19 protein-coding genes are annotated in these 15,897 nt (G+C 42.1%); 1 reads left to right on the forward strand and 18 read right to left on the reverse strand.

Annotated features, from left to right (window positions below):
- Positions 1 to 27 precede the first annotated feature (27 nt).
- Genes fliT through flaG form a run of 4 tightly spaced genes read right to left on the reverse strand, consistent with a single transcriptional unit; the run spans position 28 to position 3,185 of the window.
- Positions 28 to 369, reverse strand: a complete 342-nt coding sequence (gene fliT, locus DH10bf12_RS17555; protein WP_471736501.1) for a flagellar protein FliT — start codon at positions 367 to 369, stop codon at positions 28 to 30.
- Positions 369 to 770, reverse strand: coding sequence for a flagellar export chaperone FliS (fliS, locus tag DH10bf12_RS17560; protein ID WP_471736502.1), 402 nt, complete (start codon positions 768 to 770; stop codon positions 369 to 371). The genes fliT and fliS (DH10bf12_RS17560) overlap by 1 nt, the downstream gene beginning before the upstream one ends.
- 18 nt (positions 771 to 788) lie before the next feature.
- On the reverse strand, positions 789 to 2,813 hold the full coding sequence (gene fliD / locus DH10bf12_RS17565; RefSeq protein WP_471736503.1) for a flagellar filament capping protein FliD: 2,025 nt from the start codon (positions 2,811 to 2,813) through the stop codon (positions 789 to 791).
- 12 nt (positions 2,814 to 2,825) lie between these two features.
- Positions 2,826 to 3,185 carry a flagellar protein FlaG gene (flaG, locus tag DH10bf12_RS17570; RefSeq protein WP_471736504.1) on the reverse strand — a complete coding sequence of 120 codons (360 nt, stop codon included), beginning with the start codon at positions 3,183 to 3,185 and terminating at the stop codon, positions 2,826 to 2,828.
- A gap of 303 nt (positions 3,186 to 3,488) precedes the next feature.
- On the opposite strand from flaG, the gene DH10bf12_RS17575 reads away from it, so the two are divergent.
- The gene (locus tag DH10bf12_RS17575) at positions 3,489 to 3,638 is read left to right on the forward strand and encodes a hypothetical protein (RefSeq protein ID WP_471736505.1); all 150 of its coding nucleotides are present in this window, start codon (positions 3,489 to 3,491) and stop codon (positions 3,636 to 3,638) included.
- Positions 3,639 to 3,753: 115 nt separating this feature from the next.
- On the opposite strand, the gene DH10bf12_RS17580 is transcribed toward DH10bf12_RS17575, so the two are convergent.
- The 14 genes from DH10bf12_RS17580 to DH10bf12_RS17645 form a co-directional block, all read right to left on the reverse strand.
- Complete coding sequence (locus DH10bf12_RS17580) at positions 3,754 to 4,857, reverse strand: flagellin N-terminal helical domain-containing protein (RefSeq protein WP_471736506.1); 1,104 nt, start codon at positions 4,855 to 4,857, stop codon at positions 3,754 to 3,756.
- Positions 4,858 to 5,036: 179 nt separating this feature from the next.
- Positions 5,037 to 5,252 (reverse strand): carbon storage regulator CsrA, encoded by a 216-nt coding sequence (gene csrA / locus DH10bf12_RS17585; RefSeq protein ID WP_471736507.1) that lies wholly within the window; start codon positions 5,250 to 5,252, stop codon positions 5,037 to 5,039.
- A 4-nt stretch (positions 5,253 to 5,256) separates the two neighbouring features.
- Positions 5,257 to 5,688: a flagellar assembly protein FliW gene (gene fliW / locus DH10bf12_RS17590; protein WP_471736508.1), complete on the reverse strand. Its 432-nt coding sequence runs from the start codon at positions 5,686 to 5,688 to the stop codon at positions 5,257 to 5,259.
- 19 nt (positions 5,689 to 5,707) lie between these two features.
- Entirely contained in the window at positions 5,708 to 6,271 is a 564-nt protein-coding gene (locus DH10bf12_RS17595) for a DUF6470 family protein (RefSeq protein ID WP_471736509.1), read from the reverse strand.
- A gap of 176 nt (positions 6,272 to 6,447) precedes the next feature.
- Complete coding sequence (flgL, locus tag DH10bf12_RS17600) at positions 6,448 to 7,326, reverse strand: flagellar hook-associated protein FlgL (protein WP_471736510.1); 879 nt, start codon at positions 7,324 to 7,326, stop codon at positions 6,448 to 6,450.
- Between the two features lie 12 nt (positions 7,327 to 7,338).
- Positions 7,339 to 8,988 carry a flagellar hook-associated protein FlgK gene (flgK, locus tag DH10bf12_RS17605; protein WP_471736511.1) on the reverse strand — a complete coding sequence of 550 codons (1,650 nt, stop codon included), beginning with the start codon at positions 8,986 to 8,988 and terminating at the stop codon, positions 7,339 to 7,341.
- A gap of 18 nt (positions 8,989 to 9,006) precedes the next feature.
- The gene (locus DH10bf12_RS17610) at positions 9,007 to 9,417 is read right to left on the reverse strand and encodes a flagellar protein FlgN (RefSeq protein ID WP_471736512.1); all 411 of its coding nucleotides are present in this window, start codon (positions 9,415 to 9,417) and stop codon (positions 9,007 to 9,009) included.
- Between the two features lie 99 nt (positions 9,418 to 9,516).
- Positions 9,517 to 9,957 carry a YaaR family protein gene (locus DH10bf12_RS17615; RefSeq protein ID WP_471736513.1) on the reverse strand — a complete coding sequence of 147 codons (441 nt, stop codon included), beginning with the start codon at positions 9,955 to 9,957 and terminating at the stop codon, positions 9,517 to 9,519.
- Between the two features lie 106 nt (positions 9,958 to 10,063).
- Entirely contained in the window at positions 10,064 to 11,863 is a 1,800-nt protein-coding gene (locus tag DH10bf12_RS17620; RefSeq protein ID WP_471736514.1) for a flagellin N-terminal helical domain-containing protein, read from the reverse strand.
- Between the two features lie 3 nt (positions 11,864 to 11,866).
- Positions 11,867 to 12,310: a flagellar export chaperone FliS gene (fliS, locus tag DH10bf12_RS17625; RefSeq protein ID WP_471736515.1), complete on the reverse strand. Its 444-nt coding sequence runs from the start codon at positions 12,308 to 12,310 to the stop codon at positions 11,867 to 11,869.
- 165 nt (positions 12,311 to 12,475) lie between these two features.
- A complete protein-coding gene (locus tag DH10bf12_RS17630) occupies positions 12,476 to 12,769 on the reverse strand; it encodes an EscU/YscU/HrcU family type III secretion system export apparatus switch protein (protein WP_039811182.1) in 294 nt (97 codons plus the stop codon).
- A complete protein-coding gene (locus DH10bf12_RS17635; RefSeq protein WP_471736516.1) occupies positions 12,766 to 14,967 on the reverse strand; it encodes a hypothetical protein in 2,202 nt (733 codons plus the stop codon). The genes DH10bf12_RS17630 and DH10bf12_RS17635 overlap by 4 nt, the downstream gene beginning before the upstream one ends.
- A 57-nt stretch (positions 14,968 to 15,024) precedes the next feature.
- Positions 15,025 to 15,291, reverse strand: coding sequence for a flagellar biosynthesis anti-sigma factor FlgM (gene flgM / locus DH10bf12_RS17640; RefSeq protein WP_471736517.1), 267 nt, complete (start codon positions 15,289 to 15,291; stop codon positions 15,025 to 15,027).
- Between the two features lie 115 nt (positions 15,292 to 15,406).
- On the reverse strand, positions 15,407 to 15,820 hold the full coding sequence (locus DH10bf12_RS17645) for a TIGR03826 family flagellar region protein (protein ID WP_471736518.1): 414 nt from the start codon (positions 15,818 to 15,820) through the stop codon (positions 15,407 to 15,409).
- Positions 15,821 to 15,897 lie beyond the last annotated feature (77 nt).

Consider the following 15,897-nt stretch of genomic DNA (forward strand, 5'->3'; position numbering starts at 1 on the left):
CCCTGAGGGATCAGCCTCAGGACTCATTTAATTTCTCTTATCGTAAAACACACCATCTGTAGTTTCTGACTCTGCGTACGGATGATTGTACTTCGCAGCAGACTTTTTCTTATGACCTGTGTCTTTAATATCCTTCTGGATCTCTAAACGCAATTCCTGCATCGTAGCGTCGATTTTCTGATTCCAGGTCATTATATCAGTGGCAAGCTTCTTTTCATCAGCTGTCTCAGGAACCTTCACATCTTTCAGGATGCTTTCTCTTTTAGCTAACAGCTTTTCTATCTGATCGATTTTCACGTCACGTTCCTGATCAGACTGCACAACTGTATAAAGCGCCTTAGTTAGTTCATAACACATTTCAAGACTCATTAAACCGTTCCGCCTGCTCCAACCTGCTGCAGTTTGCGGTTTTCCTGGATGACCTGTTTCCAGACATCACGAAATTCAACGACAAATCCTGCGACTTCATCCAGAATTTCAGTGCTGCCCTTCACGTTTGCTTCCATCAAACGGCTGATCAAAAAATCATATAGCGCCAGCATGTTTTTCGCGACTGCCTGCTCTGTTTTAAGCGTCACAGAAAGCTCGCGTAAAATCGCCTGTGCTTTTTGGATATTGATATTCTTCTGTTCAATATTATTCTGCTCAATCGCCAGCTGTCCCTGTTTAATAAACTTGAGACAACCATTATAAAGCATTAATGTCAGTTCGCCTGGTGAAGCTGTGTTCACCTGATTATTTGCATATGCCTGCTGTGGATTTCTTACCATGCTGCCACTCCTCTATGTTTAAAATCCTGAATTAAATTGCTGCATCAGATAGGCTGATTGATTGTTCGCCTGCTGAATTGCTTTTTCCATGGCTGTGAACTGTCTCCAATAACGGTCTTCCACCTGGATCATCCGGTCTTCAAAACGCTTGATTCTGTCATCAACATCATTAAGATTCCGACCGATTGAGAACTGCTGGTTCGTTGAAAACTGGTTACCTGCTTTCTGACGGAATTGATCCATCGTGACATTTACCGAATCAGTTAAACGATGAAGAATTCCTTTAGCACTTTTGTCAGTCGCATCCGATCCACTTCTAAACAGGTTCTCTACTGCTTCCGGATCATTACTCAACGCTTCCTTCAGCTTAGCTTCATTAATCTCAAGCTTACCACCTTCACGGAAATTAGCAGTTGTTGTGATCCCGATCGCTGCAAGTTGGTTGAAAGCAGGATTTGTCTGGTCATTGGATACCGGAGAGTAGAAGTCCATTCTCATAGTAGAAAGCGCCCCTGTTAAAATAGGGTCACGTCTTAATAGACCGCTTCTTGCTTTTTCCTCGAATTGCTCCTGCTGTTTATCCGTCAGTGCTTCTCGTTCTTCATCTGAAAGTGGATTAAAATCACGGAAGCGTTCTTCAGTTGCTTTTTTATTTACAGCTTCAATCAGCGTATTGTACTTTTCAACGAATTCTTTGATGTTGTCAAATACTTTATTACTATCATTATTTACGTTCATTGATACAGGCGGACCTGTAGTGAACTCATCTTTTAATGTAAAAGTTACACCATTCATAGAAAACGTATTTGTCGGTCTTTCCGTTTCAAGTCCATTTACAGTGAACTTCGCATTCTCCGCGGCAACTTTTCTCTCTCCATTTACACCAAGCTGGAGAATATTTGTTGCAAAACCAGCTTCAAATGAAATATTTGCTGCACCACCGTTAAAATCACCAGTTTCAGTTCTCATAACGGAGATCTTGTTTGTAAATGAATCCATGAACATAGATACACCAAGGCTGCTTGTATTTACCTGATTAAACACCTGATTCAGCGTCTGAGAAGAATCAAAAAGAAAGCTCTCTCTTACTTCGCCTTTACTTGTATGTGAAGTCATTGCCATACTTGAGTAATTTTGCTGAAAAGTTGCTTTCACATCTGTTTCAGCAGTCACGGCAGAATTCAGTTTCACTTCACCTGTATCCAGATTAATGCTGCCGACAGCTGTCCCACCGTCCATCAATGATACATTCGTTCGATCTGAAACATCTGCATTCAGCTGATAATTGCTTGTTCCTACCTGCAGATTAAAGCCGTTCTCATTGATCATTTTTCTGCCAATGTTGAACGTATCTGCACCTGAAGCAAGTTTTATATCACGATTATGATTATTTGCAATATAATCTACTTTCACGTTCGCATTGGTATCCAGTGTTTTACTGAAAGTCAGTTCGCCTGAAGATAAGATAGCTACCTGATTTTCACCTGCAGTTAAGTTGGCAGGATCACTGATCACTTCAAATACTTCACCATTCACTTTAACCTTCATATTATTCAGTTCAGCAGTCTTAATCTCACTACCGTTTAGAGCAAGCTGGAGCTTATCAGTATTGTTACCTTTTAACGTCTGGCTGCCAATTGCACCTGAAGACCATGTAATACCTGTTGAAGCCTGATCGCCCATAGTCTTTGTCGGATCAAGATTATTAACCGTTCCAGATACCCATGTTTCAGCCTTCGCCAGCTTGTCCACTCTGCTGATTGAATAAGAACCCTGCTGAGCAGCAGATGACGCTGTCGCAGTAATTAAAGCGTCGTTTGAAGAACTGACTGAATTTGCTCTGAATGAAGATGACAGCTTCATCTGTGTCAGTGTACTTCTAAAATCCATCATCATCGTATTAATCGTTCTATAATCATCACGCTGCCACTCAAGACGCTGCTTGTCCTGCTGCAGCTTCTGCAATGGCATACGCTCTGCCTGCATTAAATTTTTTACAATCGAATCAATATCCATTCCACTTGCTAATCCACCAATACGCATTTATCTCACTCCTTACACTTTTCGATCCACCATCAGCCCAATAAATTCAGTCATCGCTGCATAAGAGTCTAGCAGTTTCTTAGAAGGAATCTCTTTAATAATTTCCTTCGTCACCTCATCTACAACTGTTACGTAATACTCCCCAAGGTCCTCATGGAACTCAAACTTTAAATGAGAGTTTGTCGGCTTCAAAAAATCATTCAACCCCTGAACAGCCTTTAAAATCTCTGCCTGACTTAAAGGCTCTTCACGATGAACCTTCTGCTGAATCGAACTCGCCTCCGGCTCATGTGACCCCCGCTGTACGTTTAAAGAACTAAACTTACTCTCCTGAATAGATGAACTGCCCGCTGCCTCTCCAACCCTGTTCATTGATTTTCAGCTCCTTATGGTTTTAGTTTTTATATCGGTTTATTTATTGAGAAGTTTACGGTCAGAATTACAAATAGAATAGTTTACAGAAATTAAAGCTGAACACATATATAATATTTTTATTATTTTAAATATTATATATGTTAAGCAATATTGCAAAATTAAATAAAAATAGGCGTTCTTCTACTATGAATATAGATCGTATTAATCGAGATCACCCTATATCCAGCAATAGTCAAAGTGATTTATTTATTAAAAATCGATATAGTTATTTTATATTTTTGATATAGGAGGTGATAAGTTGTGAAAACGTTAAGAGAAATTATATTTGAATTATTTAGAAAGGGTTCTATTGAAAATAAAGAATATAAATATCCTCAAGCCAAGAAAGTTATTAAACCGATATTTGTAAGAACAAAAGTACCAAGAGAATATCAGAGATCTAAATTTTAAAGTATTAAATTAAAGACTTCGTTAATAGTCGTAATTGTTGTTTTAAAGTTCTAATTATATATATCTTGAATACAGAAAAGAGACTCTAAAATTAGAGTCTCTAAGTTCATAAATATTAACGAAGTAACTGAAGTACTCCCTGTGGCTGCTGGTTAGCTTGTGCAAGCATCGCCTGAGCTGCCTGAGAAAGAATAGAGTTCTTAGTCTGCTCCATCATTTCCTTAGCCATATCTACGTCACGGATACGAGATTCCGCAGCAGTTAGGTTTTCAGAAGATGTGTTTAAATTGTTAATTGTATGATCAAGACGATTTTGATAAGCTCCTAGCTTAGAACGTTCAGTTGAAACTTCAGTAATTGCGCTTTCAATATTTGTTATTGTAGCTTTAGCTGCATCGTGTGATGAAACATCTACTCTTCCTGCAGTTGCCAAATTAAGCACACCATCAGTTTTCATATTTCTAACATTCAAGCTTAAATTCTGGTCTTCATTTGCACCAATTTGGAAAGTAACTGATCCAGAGCTAACTACAACATCCTGAGCATCTAGACCGTCTTCAGTATAGCCTGCATTTGTTCTGATCGTTATTCCAAATTCAGAAAAATTCAATTCTTGAGCACCATCTACATTTGAAATCGTTTGAGATTTAGTTCCAGCTGAGTTTTCCATTGTTAGTTCCCCAGCATTATTAACAGCGATAGAATACGTATCAGCTGCAGCACCATTTGTTTGTACACTTGCTACACCAGTTACAGATAAGGCAGTAGTAGTTGCAGCATCTTGGTCTACAGTTCCACCAAGACCACCATTTAATAGTGTTTGCTTGTTAAATTCAGTTGTATCGCCAATTCTATCAATTTCTTTTTTTAGTTCATTAAGCTCTTCTTGAATAGCATCTCTATCCTGAGTAACATTCGTATCATTTGAACCTTGTACAGCAAGTTCACGCATACGCTGAAGAATATCATGTGTTTCATTTAAAGCACCTTCAGCAGTTTGGATCATTGAAATTCCATCTTGAGCATTTCTTGAAGCTTGATCAAGGCCACGAACCTGAGAACGCATTTTCTCAGAGATAGCAAGTCCAGCCGCATCGTCTCCAGCACGATTAATACGAAGACCTGAAGCTAGTTTCTCCATTGACTTAGACTGAGCACCAGAAGCGTCAGATAACATACGGTGTGTGTTAAGAGCTGTAATATTGTGATTAATAATCATTGTGTGTTTCCTCCCTGAGTTTAACCTGTTCACTTCCTTGTGAACGGTAAGTTTTATAGCAGTTCCTAAAGGTCGGCCGCCCTGTATTTCCTGCTTACAATAGTAATATCGGCACCGGGTCGAATTGTTTAACTGTTTTTGAGTTTTTTTACAAAAAAAAATCCGCCTCGATGTGCGGATTAGTCGTTTGAGAATAGTTTTGTGAGGTCTACTGTGTTGTTTGCTGCTTCGTTTTCTTCCTGGATTGCGAGGAAGATTTCTTTTCTATGTATGTCGATATGCTTTGGTGCCTCGATTCCCAGTTTGATCTGATCGCCTTGCACAGATAGCACTGTGATTTCGATGTCGTCACCGATTCTGATCGCTTCGCCTGTTTTTCTTGTGAGTACTAACATACGATCACTCCTTTACTGCAGCCGCTGCGACGGGCTGTTTTCTGGAGTAGTGGTTAAGGATGGCCTGTTTTGCTTTTTTGTTGGATAGGTTAAAGATCAGTGGTGCCTGAAGGTTGGCCGTTGAGTCGTTGAATGGTTCTCTGACTGTTAGGATGACATACACCATTGAATCCTCTGGTTTTTCAAGTGACAGTGCATGTGTCACTCCATCATCAAGCTTGATCTCATACTCTTTGAAAAATGAGAATGGGTTGCTGATGATCAGCCCGAGTGATGGGGTCTGGACGGATTGAAGGACGTAGAAGGTATCGTTTCCTTCAAATGAAAGAACGGTAAACTGCTTTTCATCTTCAAAACCGGGGATTCCCTTTTCAAAATGCCAGATGTCCTTTCCTTCGATCTCAATATGACCATGGTACTTCGTTTCGATCTTCATGGAACAAACAGCTCCTTACTTAGATTTCCTTGTCAATTGCGCTGAAGCGGATTAAGTTGTGCTCACGCATATGGATATTTACTTTCTGAGGTGTGTAGTTGATTTCAGGCTTTCTGGTCTGAGCATTCATCTCAACGCCGCCTCTGTTAAATTGAATATCCGTTCTGCCTGGATTGTAATTAATTCTTACACTAAATGGTGGTGGGACAAAGCCGATATTGAAAGATGGCTCAGGTCCTTCAGCATTTCTTTTCGCAATATCAGCGATTGGATTGCCGCCGTTTTCGATTTTCATCAGGGCATCGCCTTCAGAGGATACGCGCTGAACACCGCTTGAGGCTCCTTGCATTCCTGCACTAGCGTTTTCACGGATCAGCCGTGTGATTGGCTTCAGATTCATTGCAGCAAAAGCTTGTGACTGATCGATCGTCAGCTGACCTTTTGTCGTTCTGATATTCAACGTTGAAGGGTTTTGCTTCATACTGACCGAAGCTTCAGGCTGTTCAATCCGCTGAGTACCTTTTGGAGATGACATCCCAATTTTCGCATGTGACTGATCGATCTGAATCTGAGTAATCTTCATCGGCTAATCCCTCCTTGTGCTACTTTGGTAAAGCGGCTGTTGATTTCCGCTTCAGGGGGACGCTTTCCGCAGCCGGGCGTTGAGCCAGCAGGCTTCGCCGTGCTTTGTCTCACCTGTCCCGTCCGGCCGTGAAGTCCAGCTGAAGCAGCTCACGCAGGCCAATCGGCAAAATCTAATTACCTAAGAAAGTCCATCAACGAAGGCTGAATAATCCGCGATCCCACACTCAAAGCCGCACGATGCACACTCTCCTGCACCTTCATATCCGTAATGACCTTTTCAAAATCAATGTCCTCATTTTCTGACATTACCTTTGTCGCAATAACTTCCTGCTCACTTACACGCGAATCCATCAGTTCAATACGGTTATAGCGTGCCCCAAGCGATGAACGCTCATTTGACAGATTGGTCATATGCGCATCCATATTCGTCAGATAGTTATTAATATCATCACCCGTCGTATCTTCATCTTCCATCGTTGCGATAATTCGGTCAATATCGTCAAACATTTCTTTTGAAAAGACTGAAGTGCCATCAACGTTTACTTTAATATGAACGCCTTTAGATAACTCAATTTCAACGGCACCGTTGTTTTCAGGATAAACACCGTTAGCGGAATCAATTGGTTTAGAAGTCGTATCTGTTCCATTAAATAAATACTTGTCGCCAAACTTCGTATTCCCGATCTCTTCAAGATGACCTTTCAGCTGCTCGATTTCAGCTTTTGTTGCACGGCGTTGGTCGGCATCATACGTATCGTTTGATGTCTGTACTAAAAGTTCGCGCAGTCGCTGCATCGCCTGGTTTGCTTTATCAAGAGATGAATCAGTGTTCTCTGCCCAGTTATAGGCCTCTGAGAAGTTGCGCTTGAACTGCTCAACTTCATTAAGGTTACGGCGGTACAGGACACCTTTCATCGCAACGACCGGGTCGTCAGATGGACGTGAAATCTTTTTCTGCGTTGCGATCTGGTCCTGCTGTTTACCCATTTTTTCATAGCTCTGCGTCAGGTTACGCAGCATGTTACTTGAAAGCATTGATTGTGTTACGCGCATTTATTTCACTCCTTATCTGCCGACTAAGCCCATGCCGTTAATGATTTTATCAAGCATTTCATCGACCATTGTGATATTTCTTGCAGCTGCGTTATATGCATGTTGGAACTGAATCATATTTGTCATTTCTTCATCTAAAGATACGGAGCTGACTGACATCCTTTTTTCATTCACTGACTGCTGCAGGATTTCACTGTTTCCTGCGAGACGGTTTGCCTGAAGTCCTTCAACTCCAAGTCTTCCGATCACACCTTCATAAAATGAATTGACAGAGGCATTACCAAGCAGACTGAAATCTCCATCTGAACTTGCTGGATCAAATGTTTCTGTGCCATCGAATCCTTCAAGTACAACCGGTTCACCGTTCATGAGCCAGCTTTGAATGTTTGAGAGGTTCACAGCATTTTTACCGTCACCCGCATTTACTTTTCCATCTGCATTTGCAGTGGTGGAAGCAGCAATTTCTTTAGAAGTAAGGTCGCCCATAGAGATGTTTTTTGAAGCGCCCTGATAGCTGTCCAACTCCCCGAAAAATGCTCCGCCATTATTTCCTTCAAGGTCAATTCCTTTTTCATGCACTGCATTAAAGGTTTGTGAAAATGTATAAGCTAATCGGTCAAGGTTATCAAGCATATCAGGGAATGTCCCTTTTACCTGAGTAGTACCACCTGCATCCTGATAGCTGTACCCATAAGATTCAATCAGGCCTCTGATCTCACCTTGTGAAAACATCATATTGCCTGATGAATCAGCAATTGCAATACGTTTAGAAGGAATCTCTTTACCCGCGCTTGAGAAAATGCTCAGGTCACTAATGACATCAGGAATAGTCGTTGAAAGGTTACCGCTGCCATTAGGGAACCCGAGCTGGTAGTAGCTGTCTTTTGAAACGAGCAACTCTTCTTTACCGTTAGCGCCAACAATGCTGATATTATAAAGCCCTTCGGCTTCTGCAGCCGGCCTGCCTTCAGACTTTGTTGCAGTTACCTTAATGTTGATCATACCTGACAGTTCATCAACAAGATTGTCGCGGCGGTCATAAAGATCGTTTGGAATATTGCCGTGCGGCTCTACATCACTGATCTGACTGTTCACGCTGGAAATCTGCTGTAGGAGTGAATTCACACTATCCAGTGAGACACTGATTTCATTTCCGATATTGTCGTTAATCTGATTCAGTGAGTCATTTAGATAATGGAATGTATCCACTACCGACTGCCCGCGCTCGAGTACAACATTCCGCGCACCATCATTCTCCGGATAAACGGATAGATCCTGAAGCGACTGCCAGAATTCACCCATGACTGCACCAAGACCGTTAGTCGTCGGCTCGTTCACAATGTTTTCCATCTCACTGATCGCATTTGATTTCGCATCCCAGTAGCCAAGCTTATTTGTCTCCTGGCGATACTGAATATCAAGGAATGAGTCACGTACACGCTGGATTGACTTCGCTTCAACGCCGGTACCCATTTGACCAGGCACCTGAGGACGGTTCATCGCGGCCGGCGCAAAAGGAGTTGTCGTCCCAAAGTTTACGCGCTGCCTTGAATAGCCTGGCGTATTGGCATTGGCAATATTATGCCCTGTCGTATGTAATGCACTTTGCTGGGTAAAAAGCGCGCGTTTTGCAGTTTCTAACCCCATAAATGTAGAAGTCATCTTTGTTCCCCCTAACGGTTAAGCCTGTGAGTCAAACATGGACCTGACAGGCTGGTCGTCTTCGCTGTCTTTCTTTGAATAATTAATTGAGTCAGGCTGTGGCATCATCAGATCCAGATTCAGTGACACAAACTGCATGGACTGAGTCAGTAAATCCTGATTCAGTTCATTCACTGCTTTCAGATCAATAATCACCTGAAGCAGCTCATCCTTTTCTGACTGAACATCTTCCTGTGTCTGGATCTGCTGACGCTTCATTTCAAGCGCGCCAATCGCCTGTATATGTTTTTGTTCATCTTTAATTAATTGATTTAGCTGATCAAGCTCATTTTCTTTAATCACAGCAGTCTTGCGCTTCGCCAGTTCAAGCAGACTTTTATGCAATTTGATCTGCTGCTGGAGAATCGTTTTGATAGATTGTTGAGTCATTTTAATCCCCCTTGTGTGGGTAGAACGAAGGCGGGGTCAGACCCTCGCCTTCAATAACCATCAAATTATATATCGGATGCTTTCTACATTTATCAAGTGTTATGAGTATACATTTATGATCAGACCCTGAATCTCCCCAATTGTACCCAGGATATCGAGACCTTTTTTCTGTTTATCGAGTACCTGATTAGTCAGGTCGATTAGTTTAGAGTCAATTTCTTTTACAATCTTGTAGACTTTAGTTCTTCCTCTGCGGTTAAATCCACGCTGATCTTCAAGCTGGAGACCGTTGTTGACAGCTTCCTCCATGAACTTTTTTACTAGCCCTTTATATTTACGCAAGTCATCTACAGTACGGGAGTCTGCAAGTTTTTTACCCTGGTCTTCAATTTCAACGCTCATGGCTGTGAGCTTCTCTAGTAATGTGGTTGTTCGCTTTTTTGACATCACGTCCTGGAATGAGACTGATTCTTTAGCTATTTGTTCTTTCTTTTGTGTTTTGCTCGTTTCGGTTGTTTTGCCGATGCGTTGTACATCCATGTATGATCCCTCCACTGGGGTAATAGCGAAAGGCGGGGTCAGACCCCTTCCTTTGCAGATTTAAAAATGGAGAAGCAGGTAATCTGCTCCTCCACTGATTGTAACATTATTGAAGCAGCTGCAGGATACCCTGTGGAAGCTGGTTCGCCTGCGCAAGCATTGCCTGTCCTGCCTGGTTAAGGATATTGTTTCTTGTGAACTGAGACATTTCTTTTGCCATGTCAAGGTCACGGATGCGTGATTCTGCTGCAGTCAGGTTTTCGTTAGCTGACTGAAGGTTTGTCACCGTATGCTCAAGGCGGTTTTGGAATGCACCGAGTTTGCTTCGTTCAGCAGAAACGAGTTTGATCGCGTTATCAAATGTAGAAATCGCTTTACGTGCATCTTCTGCAGTCATTACGTTGACACCCTGTTCAGCGTTTGTACCTGCAGAGCTTATTGGTGTGCCATCAGCCGCTCTTGCAATGCCAAGCTTTGCTGTGTCCATTGGCTCAATGTCTACGACCATTGTTTCTTCTTCATTACCGCCAATCTGGAACATCAAGCTTAGTTTTTCATTTTGAGCAGGATTAATATCTGTGTCCTTAATGCCAATTTCCATACCATTTGAACTGCCATCAGCTGTTTTAATTGTTCCGATTGTTAAAGTGTTTCCTGAAACTGATTTTGTCTGATCAACAGCTGAAACGTTCGTGTTCCCTTCGCCAATTGCTGTTTCAAGAACACTGTCTATCTGGTTCAGGATGTCTTCAACTGATTTACCTGCAGGATCGATTCTTACTGATGAGCCACCCGCATTATATGCGATTTCAGGCGTCCCAAAGTTGAATGTGAAGCCATCGATTGTGATTGCATCTCCAGGTTTAGGTACTTCACGCATCGTAAGTGTTACTCTACTTGCGTTAGCTGCTTCAGTGTCAGCAACAAATGTGGCGCTCGTCAATTCTGCATCAGTTGTGGCATTTCTATATTTTAACTCATCTGCTGAAAAATCTGATGTGATTGATTGATTAAAATGAATATCATTGTCTACATCCGCTGGAGAAACATTTTCAATCGAACGGATGATCAACTGTCCATTTTGTGTAACAGCAGTTCCGTCTGATCCTGCTGAAATTTGCTGAGTTGAAAATTTATCATCATTTGCATTAATAGCTGCACTTAATGCTGATGTGATTTTATCCATATTTGCCGCAACTGCATCTGAATCAGTGCCGTCTGCTGGTGTCCATGGTGAAAGGCTGACAACAATATTTGTTGCGTTAGATACGCCGCCTTGTGTATCGAATTCATAGGTCTTACCATTAATTTCGATCGTTTTTTCATCCATGCCTGTATTATCTGCTGCAAGTGCAGCCATATCCGGTGTAATATCAAGCTTAATTTCAGCGGGCTTGGTCGGCGCTGCTTCAATGATACCTTCAAATGTATCTACGCCATTAAACTGAATTGAATCTGAATTAATGCTGGTAAATGCTTTTCCAAACTCTGATCCATTTAACAGCTTCTTCTGGTTAAACTGTGTCGTATCAGATATACGGTCAATTTCAAACGTCAGCTGATTTACTTCATCCTGGATGGCCTGACGATCACTGTCTTCAAGTGTATCGTTCGCAGCCTGTACTGAAAGCTCTCTCATACGCTGAAGAATATCGTGAGTTGAAGAAAGCGCACCTTCAGCTGTCTGAATCAGGGAAACTGCATCAAGAGAGTTGCGCTCTGCCATGCCTAAACCACGGATCTGAGAACGCATCTTTTCAGAAATAGCAAGGCCTGCAGCATCATCAGCAGCACGATTGATACGAAGACCTGAAGATAGTTTCTCCAAGCTTTTTGACGTTGCGTTCATTGTCTGATTGAGGTTTCTATATGCATTTAAAGCCTGGATATTATGGTTAATTCTCATTGATTATTTCCCCGCTTCCTTTTTATGAGTCGTGTGCTCTTCTACCATTACATGCTGTTCATAGGCATTTGCTTTTGAAGGACGTCTGACAGGCTGATGATTGATTGTTGCCTGCCTCCACGACTGATTGATATCTTTTAAAATAACCAATACCTCTTCAGCGCGCATTGCATCCTTGTTCAGGTTCGCCATGACAATCTCATCTGTCAAAAAGTTGTACAGAGCATCTAACTGATCAGCAATGATCCCACTATCATAATTCAGTCCTGCACCCAACCTGTGAAGAATATCATTTACACGCTGAAATGATCGGTTTGCTTCTATGTAATTGTGTTCCTTTGTATCCAGAATCGCTTGTTCCAACTTTGTAATGGCTGCTTCATATAAAAGAGAAGTCAGCTCCTGAGGTGATTTCTGATATAAAAGTTCTTTAGATAAAAAGTTCATTTATTTCCCTCCCGATGCTCTCATTCTCTTTATCGGGAGAACTGGAAGATTATTAATAGAAAAACTAAAAAAAGTGCCTGAGCGAAGGATGGGGTCTGACCCCAAATCCTGCAAAATACAAAGAGCGAAGGCCGGGGTCTGACCCCATTTCCTCCGCTCTTTCCTTCAATATGTCTTTTCCATCTCTTCAATTAACAATAAAATCTCTGCAATCACTGCATAAAGCTGCGGTGGAATCGTATCACCCAGATCAATATCCAGCAGATCTGCAAGCAGGCTATTGTCTTCTTCAAGATGAATGTTATGTTCTTTTGCAAGTTCAAGTATTTTCTCTGCTAGCGCACCACTGCCCTGCGCAATGACATGAGGGGAATCATCTTTTTCATCGTACCGGATCACTGCAGCAGTCGGACCATTGATTTTTCTTTTAGCACCGGGATTAAAATAATGTGGTCTCATATCGAAAAATCATATCCTTTCTCAGTCATAATCGGAACTGATTGCTTAGGCTCATCCGGTAATACCGCAGCGTCTTCTACGGTCAGTCTGTCAAACTGAAGCTGCTGAACACTGTATCCAATTTTTTCAAGACGATCCTTCGCAAGGCTTGTAATCGGCTCCATCTTCATTTCAAAATCCGGCTGATCATTTTTCATTTTTATCGTTAGATTGCGCTCAGAAACATTCAGTGAGACACCAATTTCTCCAAGTTTTTTCGTATCAAACAGAAAATACAGATTGCAGTTCTCCCAGTCTACTTTCTGACTGCCGTTTTTAGACTGCATATATACTTTAAAGTTCTCCACTTTTTCCTGCAGAATAAATGGCAGTGTCATGACCATACTTTGCAGACCGTTCGAATCCGTTTTGCTGAGCAGCTGCTGACCAGTGAGCTGTGAAAGTGTCTGATCTGCCTTTCCCTCACCTGCCATTTTCATGAGCATGGCTTTGAGTGATGCTGCCTGTTCCTGATTTTTATTTAACAGCGAGTGCGCCTGTTCATTTTCAAATGTCATGCCCATTGCGCGTACATGTTCAAATGCATGACGCGCGGATGGTTCATTTCTTAAGTTTTGCATCGACTCCTGAAGGTTATAGGCAGTCATCTTCTGAATAGGAGGCTGCTCTATCTGCATGACTTCCTTTGATACAAAGTGCTGCACTTTTACATCTGATGGCTTGAACTCGATCTTTTCCATCATTGCCTTTACTTCTGAAGTGATTCTTGCAGCCTGCGTAACCTCACCTTTTGCTAAAAGCTTTGATGCTTCTGCCAGCTGTCCGCTTGCCTTTAAAAGATCCCTCTCTGTCTTCATATCTGTGTAGAGCATAAAATCGCCTTTTAAAATGGCTTTATCCAGCATTCTGATTGTTGCTTCAAGCAGCGGTTTTGATTGCTGCACCTGCTGACGGTTTGCTGCAAATTCGATCTGACTTAAATTTCTCGTCATGTCTTTTTGGATATTTTTAAAATCAATAGCGGCCTGCGACATTTTTTCACTGATCCTTGTAACGATCACGTCTCTTGAGTGCATAGGAATCTGGGAAGTCAGTTCATCTGACAGCATATATTGTTCAGATGCAGCCTTCAATGGATAGGCTGCCGTGGCCTGTTCGATGCCCTGCATCATAATTTGTCTCGCCTGAAGCTCCTGGCCGTTTTGGACAAGCTGTGCTGCTTTTGCAGCGGCTTGCTGAAGTGATTGTCTAATATCAGTGTTTATCTCTGGATTGTTTGCTAAAGCTGAAAATTGCTCGGTTACCTTACTAACATCGGGCATTTTCTGTATAGCAGTTTTAACGTCCTGGACGAGCAGTGCTTTTGATTGATCAATCGGTTGTGACTGAACGATAGGTTGGACAAGAGAATCCAGCTTTAGTGCATTCTGAATCAACTTAGCAGCATCAGCATTCTTTTCAAGTAAAGAACTGAATACCTTTTGTGCTTCTGCCGCAATTGACTTCACGTCTCCTGTCGCTTCAAGCTGCTTTAACATCCTATTTGCTTCAGGATCATCTTTTGTAAGCATCTGTAAAGCCTGAATCAATTGCTGTCTTGCAGCCTGATGAATCTGGCTTGCAGAATGCTTTTGGCCGGATGTTATGTCCACGCCAGCAGATTTAAGCAGCTCCGTCACTGCTTTACTGATTGGAGGTCCGTGCAGTGCCGAGTGGATAGCAGTCAGTTTATTTGCAGTCAGGTCAAGGTTTTTAGAAACTGCTGCCTGTATGGTTTCAAGCTTTTGATTGAGGCTTCCGTCTGTTTTAGTCAGGAATTGATTTAACTCCTTTACTAATGCCGGATCCACTTGTACCCCTTTAGATGATAAATGTTGAAGGGTGCTTTTAAGTTCTGCTGACAGCGGCTTACCGTCATTCATCTTCACGAAATCCGGTGCTTGAACAGATGCCTGCTGCTGCGCCTGTCGGACAACCGGCAGACCATCCTTTGTACCGGTTACTTCGAGCTGAACGCGCCCGGAATCAGGCAGTTTTCCATCTGTCTTTACTTTGACTTCCTGACCTCTGACCTGCAAAATTGCCTCATTTCCGCTTTTGCTTTTCACATTAGCTGAGAATAAATCCCCCTGCTTCAATGAAACTTCCTTCTGTCCCTGTGACTGACTGCTGGCTGATGGATCCATTTTAATCTGCACGTTCACTGCACCTCCGTTTATACACAAAAAATTGCCCATCAAATGAGCAATTTTTTATCAGGATTGACGATAGAATTTTAAAAGGTTTTCAGCTGTTTTGTTCGCATCCGGTTTGTATGTTCCGTTCTCAACCGCAGCCTTCAGCTGATCGATCCGTTCCTGACGGCCTTCCTGTAACTTATTCAAGCTTTGCATTTCCTTTGCTTCTGCTGAGATCTCTACCTTATCCGCCTGTTTCTGCTTCTGAAGCTCCGCCTGCTCCACTTTTGCTTCCTGACGTTTATAAGGATTCACTGGATTATGATTGAAAGGATTAATTTTCAAAGCTTTCACCTGCTTTCTATATTCGATATTGTTGTGTTACCCATTATATCGGCAGGCGGAACAAAAATTAAAGGCACACGGGAAAATTAGAATAAAAGTCCCATGCGCCTAACTGTTATTTATTGCGGTTTGATAAATAAGTCTGCTTACTATTATTCGTTACCGCTTCACGAAATTCCACATTTGATTCATGCTGCTGTAAGTCTGTCTTAATTTTATCCGTACAGCTCCTGCAAATCTTACCCTGAATAATCAGTGTCCCGCAACTGTCACACGGATAACCAAGTCCCGGAAACTGTGCCGGGTGCAGCCTGCGCTTCCGTACCCACTTATGTAACAGGCTTTCTGAAGCACCAGTCACTTCTGTAATCCGCTCGATTGAGGCCGCTCGATTTTCACGCTGCCTTAAGAAACGGTACACCTGCTCAAATAATTCCTCTTCTTCTTTAAAGCACTTCGGACACACATCACGCAGCCCATTATAATTAAAAATGGCATTGCACTTTGGACAGTTTTTAATTTCAGCCATCCGGGAATCCCCCTTCACGTCTTTTTTATCAGTATAAAACGACCGAGGGATAAATGGAAGTTAATATGTAGGTCTTT

This window comes from Jeotgalibacillus sp. 10bf12, assembly GCF_055597105.1.

Coding starts and splice junctions, on each gene's coding strand:
- fliT (WP_471736501.1), bottom strand. CDS start 369: ATGAGTCTTGAAATGTGTTATGAACTAACTAAGGCGCTTTATACAGTT.
- fliS (WP_471736502.1), bottom strand. CDS start 770: ATGGTAAGAAATCCACAGCAGGCATATGCAAATAATCAGGTGAACACA.
- fliD (WP_471736503.1), bottom strand. CDS start 2,813: ATGCGTATTGGTGGATTAGCAAGTGGAATGGATATTGATTCGATTGTA.
- flaG (WP_471736504.1), bottom strand. CDS start 3,185: ATGAACAGGGTTGGAGAGGCAGCGGGCAGTTCATCTATTCAGGAGAGT.
- DH10bf12_RS17580 (WP_471736506.1), bottom strand. CDS start 4,857: ATGATTATTAATCACAATATTACAGCTCTTAACACACACCGTATGTTA.
- csrA (WP_471736507.1), bottom strand. CDS start 5,252: ATGTTAGTACTCACAAGAAAAACAGGCGAAGCGATCAGAATCGGTGAC.
- fliW (WP_471736508.1), bottom strand. CDS start 5,688: ATGAAGATCGAAACGAAGTACCATGGTCATATTGAGATCGAAGGAAAG.
- DH10bf12_RS17595 (WP_471736509.1), bottom strand. CDS start 6,271: ATGAAGATTACTCAGATTCAGATCGATCAGTCACATGCGAAAATTGGG.
- flgL (WP_471736510.1), bottom strand. CDS start 7,326: ATGCGCGTAACACAATCAATGCTTTCAAGTAACATGCTGCGTAACCTG.
- flgK (WP_471736511.1), bottom strand. CDS start 8,988: ATGACTTCTACATTTATGGGGTTAGAAACTGCAAAACGCGCGCTTTTT.
- DH10bf12_RS17610 (WP_471736512.1), bottom strand. CDS start 9,417: ATGACTCAACAATCTATCAAAACGATTCTCCAGCAGCAGATCAAATTG.
- DH10bf12_RS17615 (WP_471736513.1), bottom strand. CDS start 9,957: ATGGATGTACAACGCATCGGCAAAACAACCGAAACGAGCAAAACACAA.
- DH10bf12_RS17620 (WP_471736514.1), bottom strand. CDS start 11,863: ATGAGAATTAACCATAATATCCAGGCTTTAAATGCATATAGAAACCTC.
- fliS (WP_471736515.1), bottom strand. CDS start 12,310: ATGAACTTTTTATCTAAAGAACTTTTATATCAGAAATCACCTCAGGAG.
- DH10bf12_RS17630 (WP_039811182.1), bottom strand. CDS start 12,769: ATGAGACCACATTATTTTAATCCCGGTGCTAAAAGAAAAATCAATGGT.
- DH10bf12_RS17645 (WP_471736518.1), bottom strand. CDS start 15,820: ATGGCTGAAATTAAAAACTGTCCAAAGTGCAATGCCATTTTTAATTAT.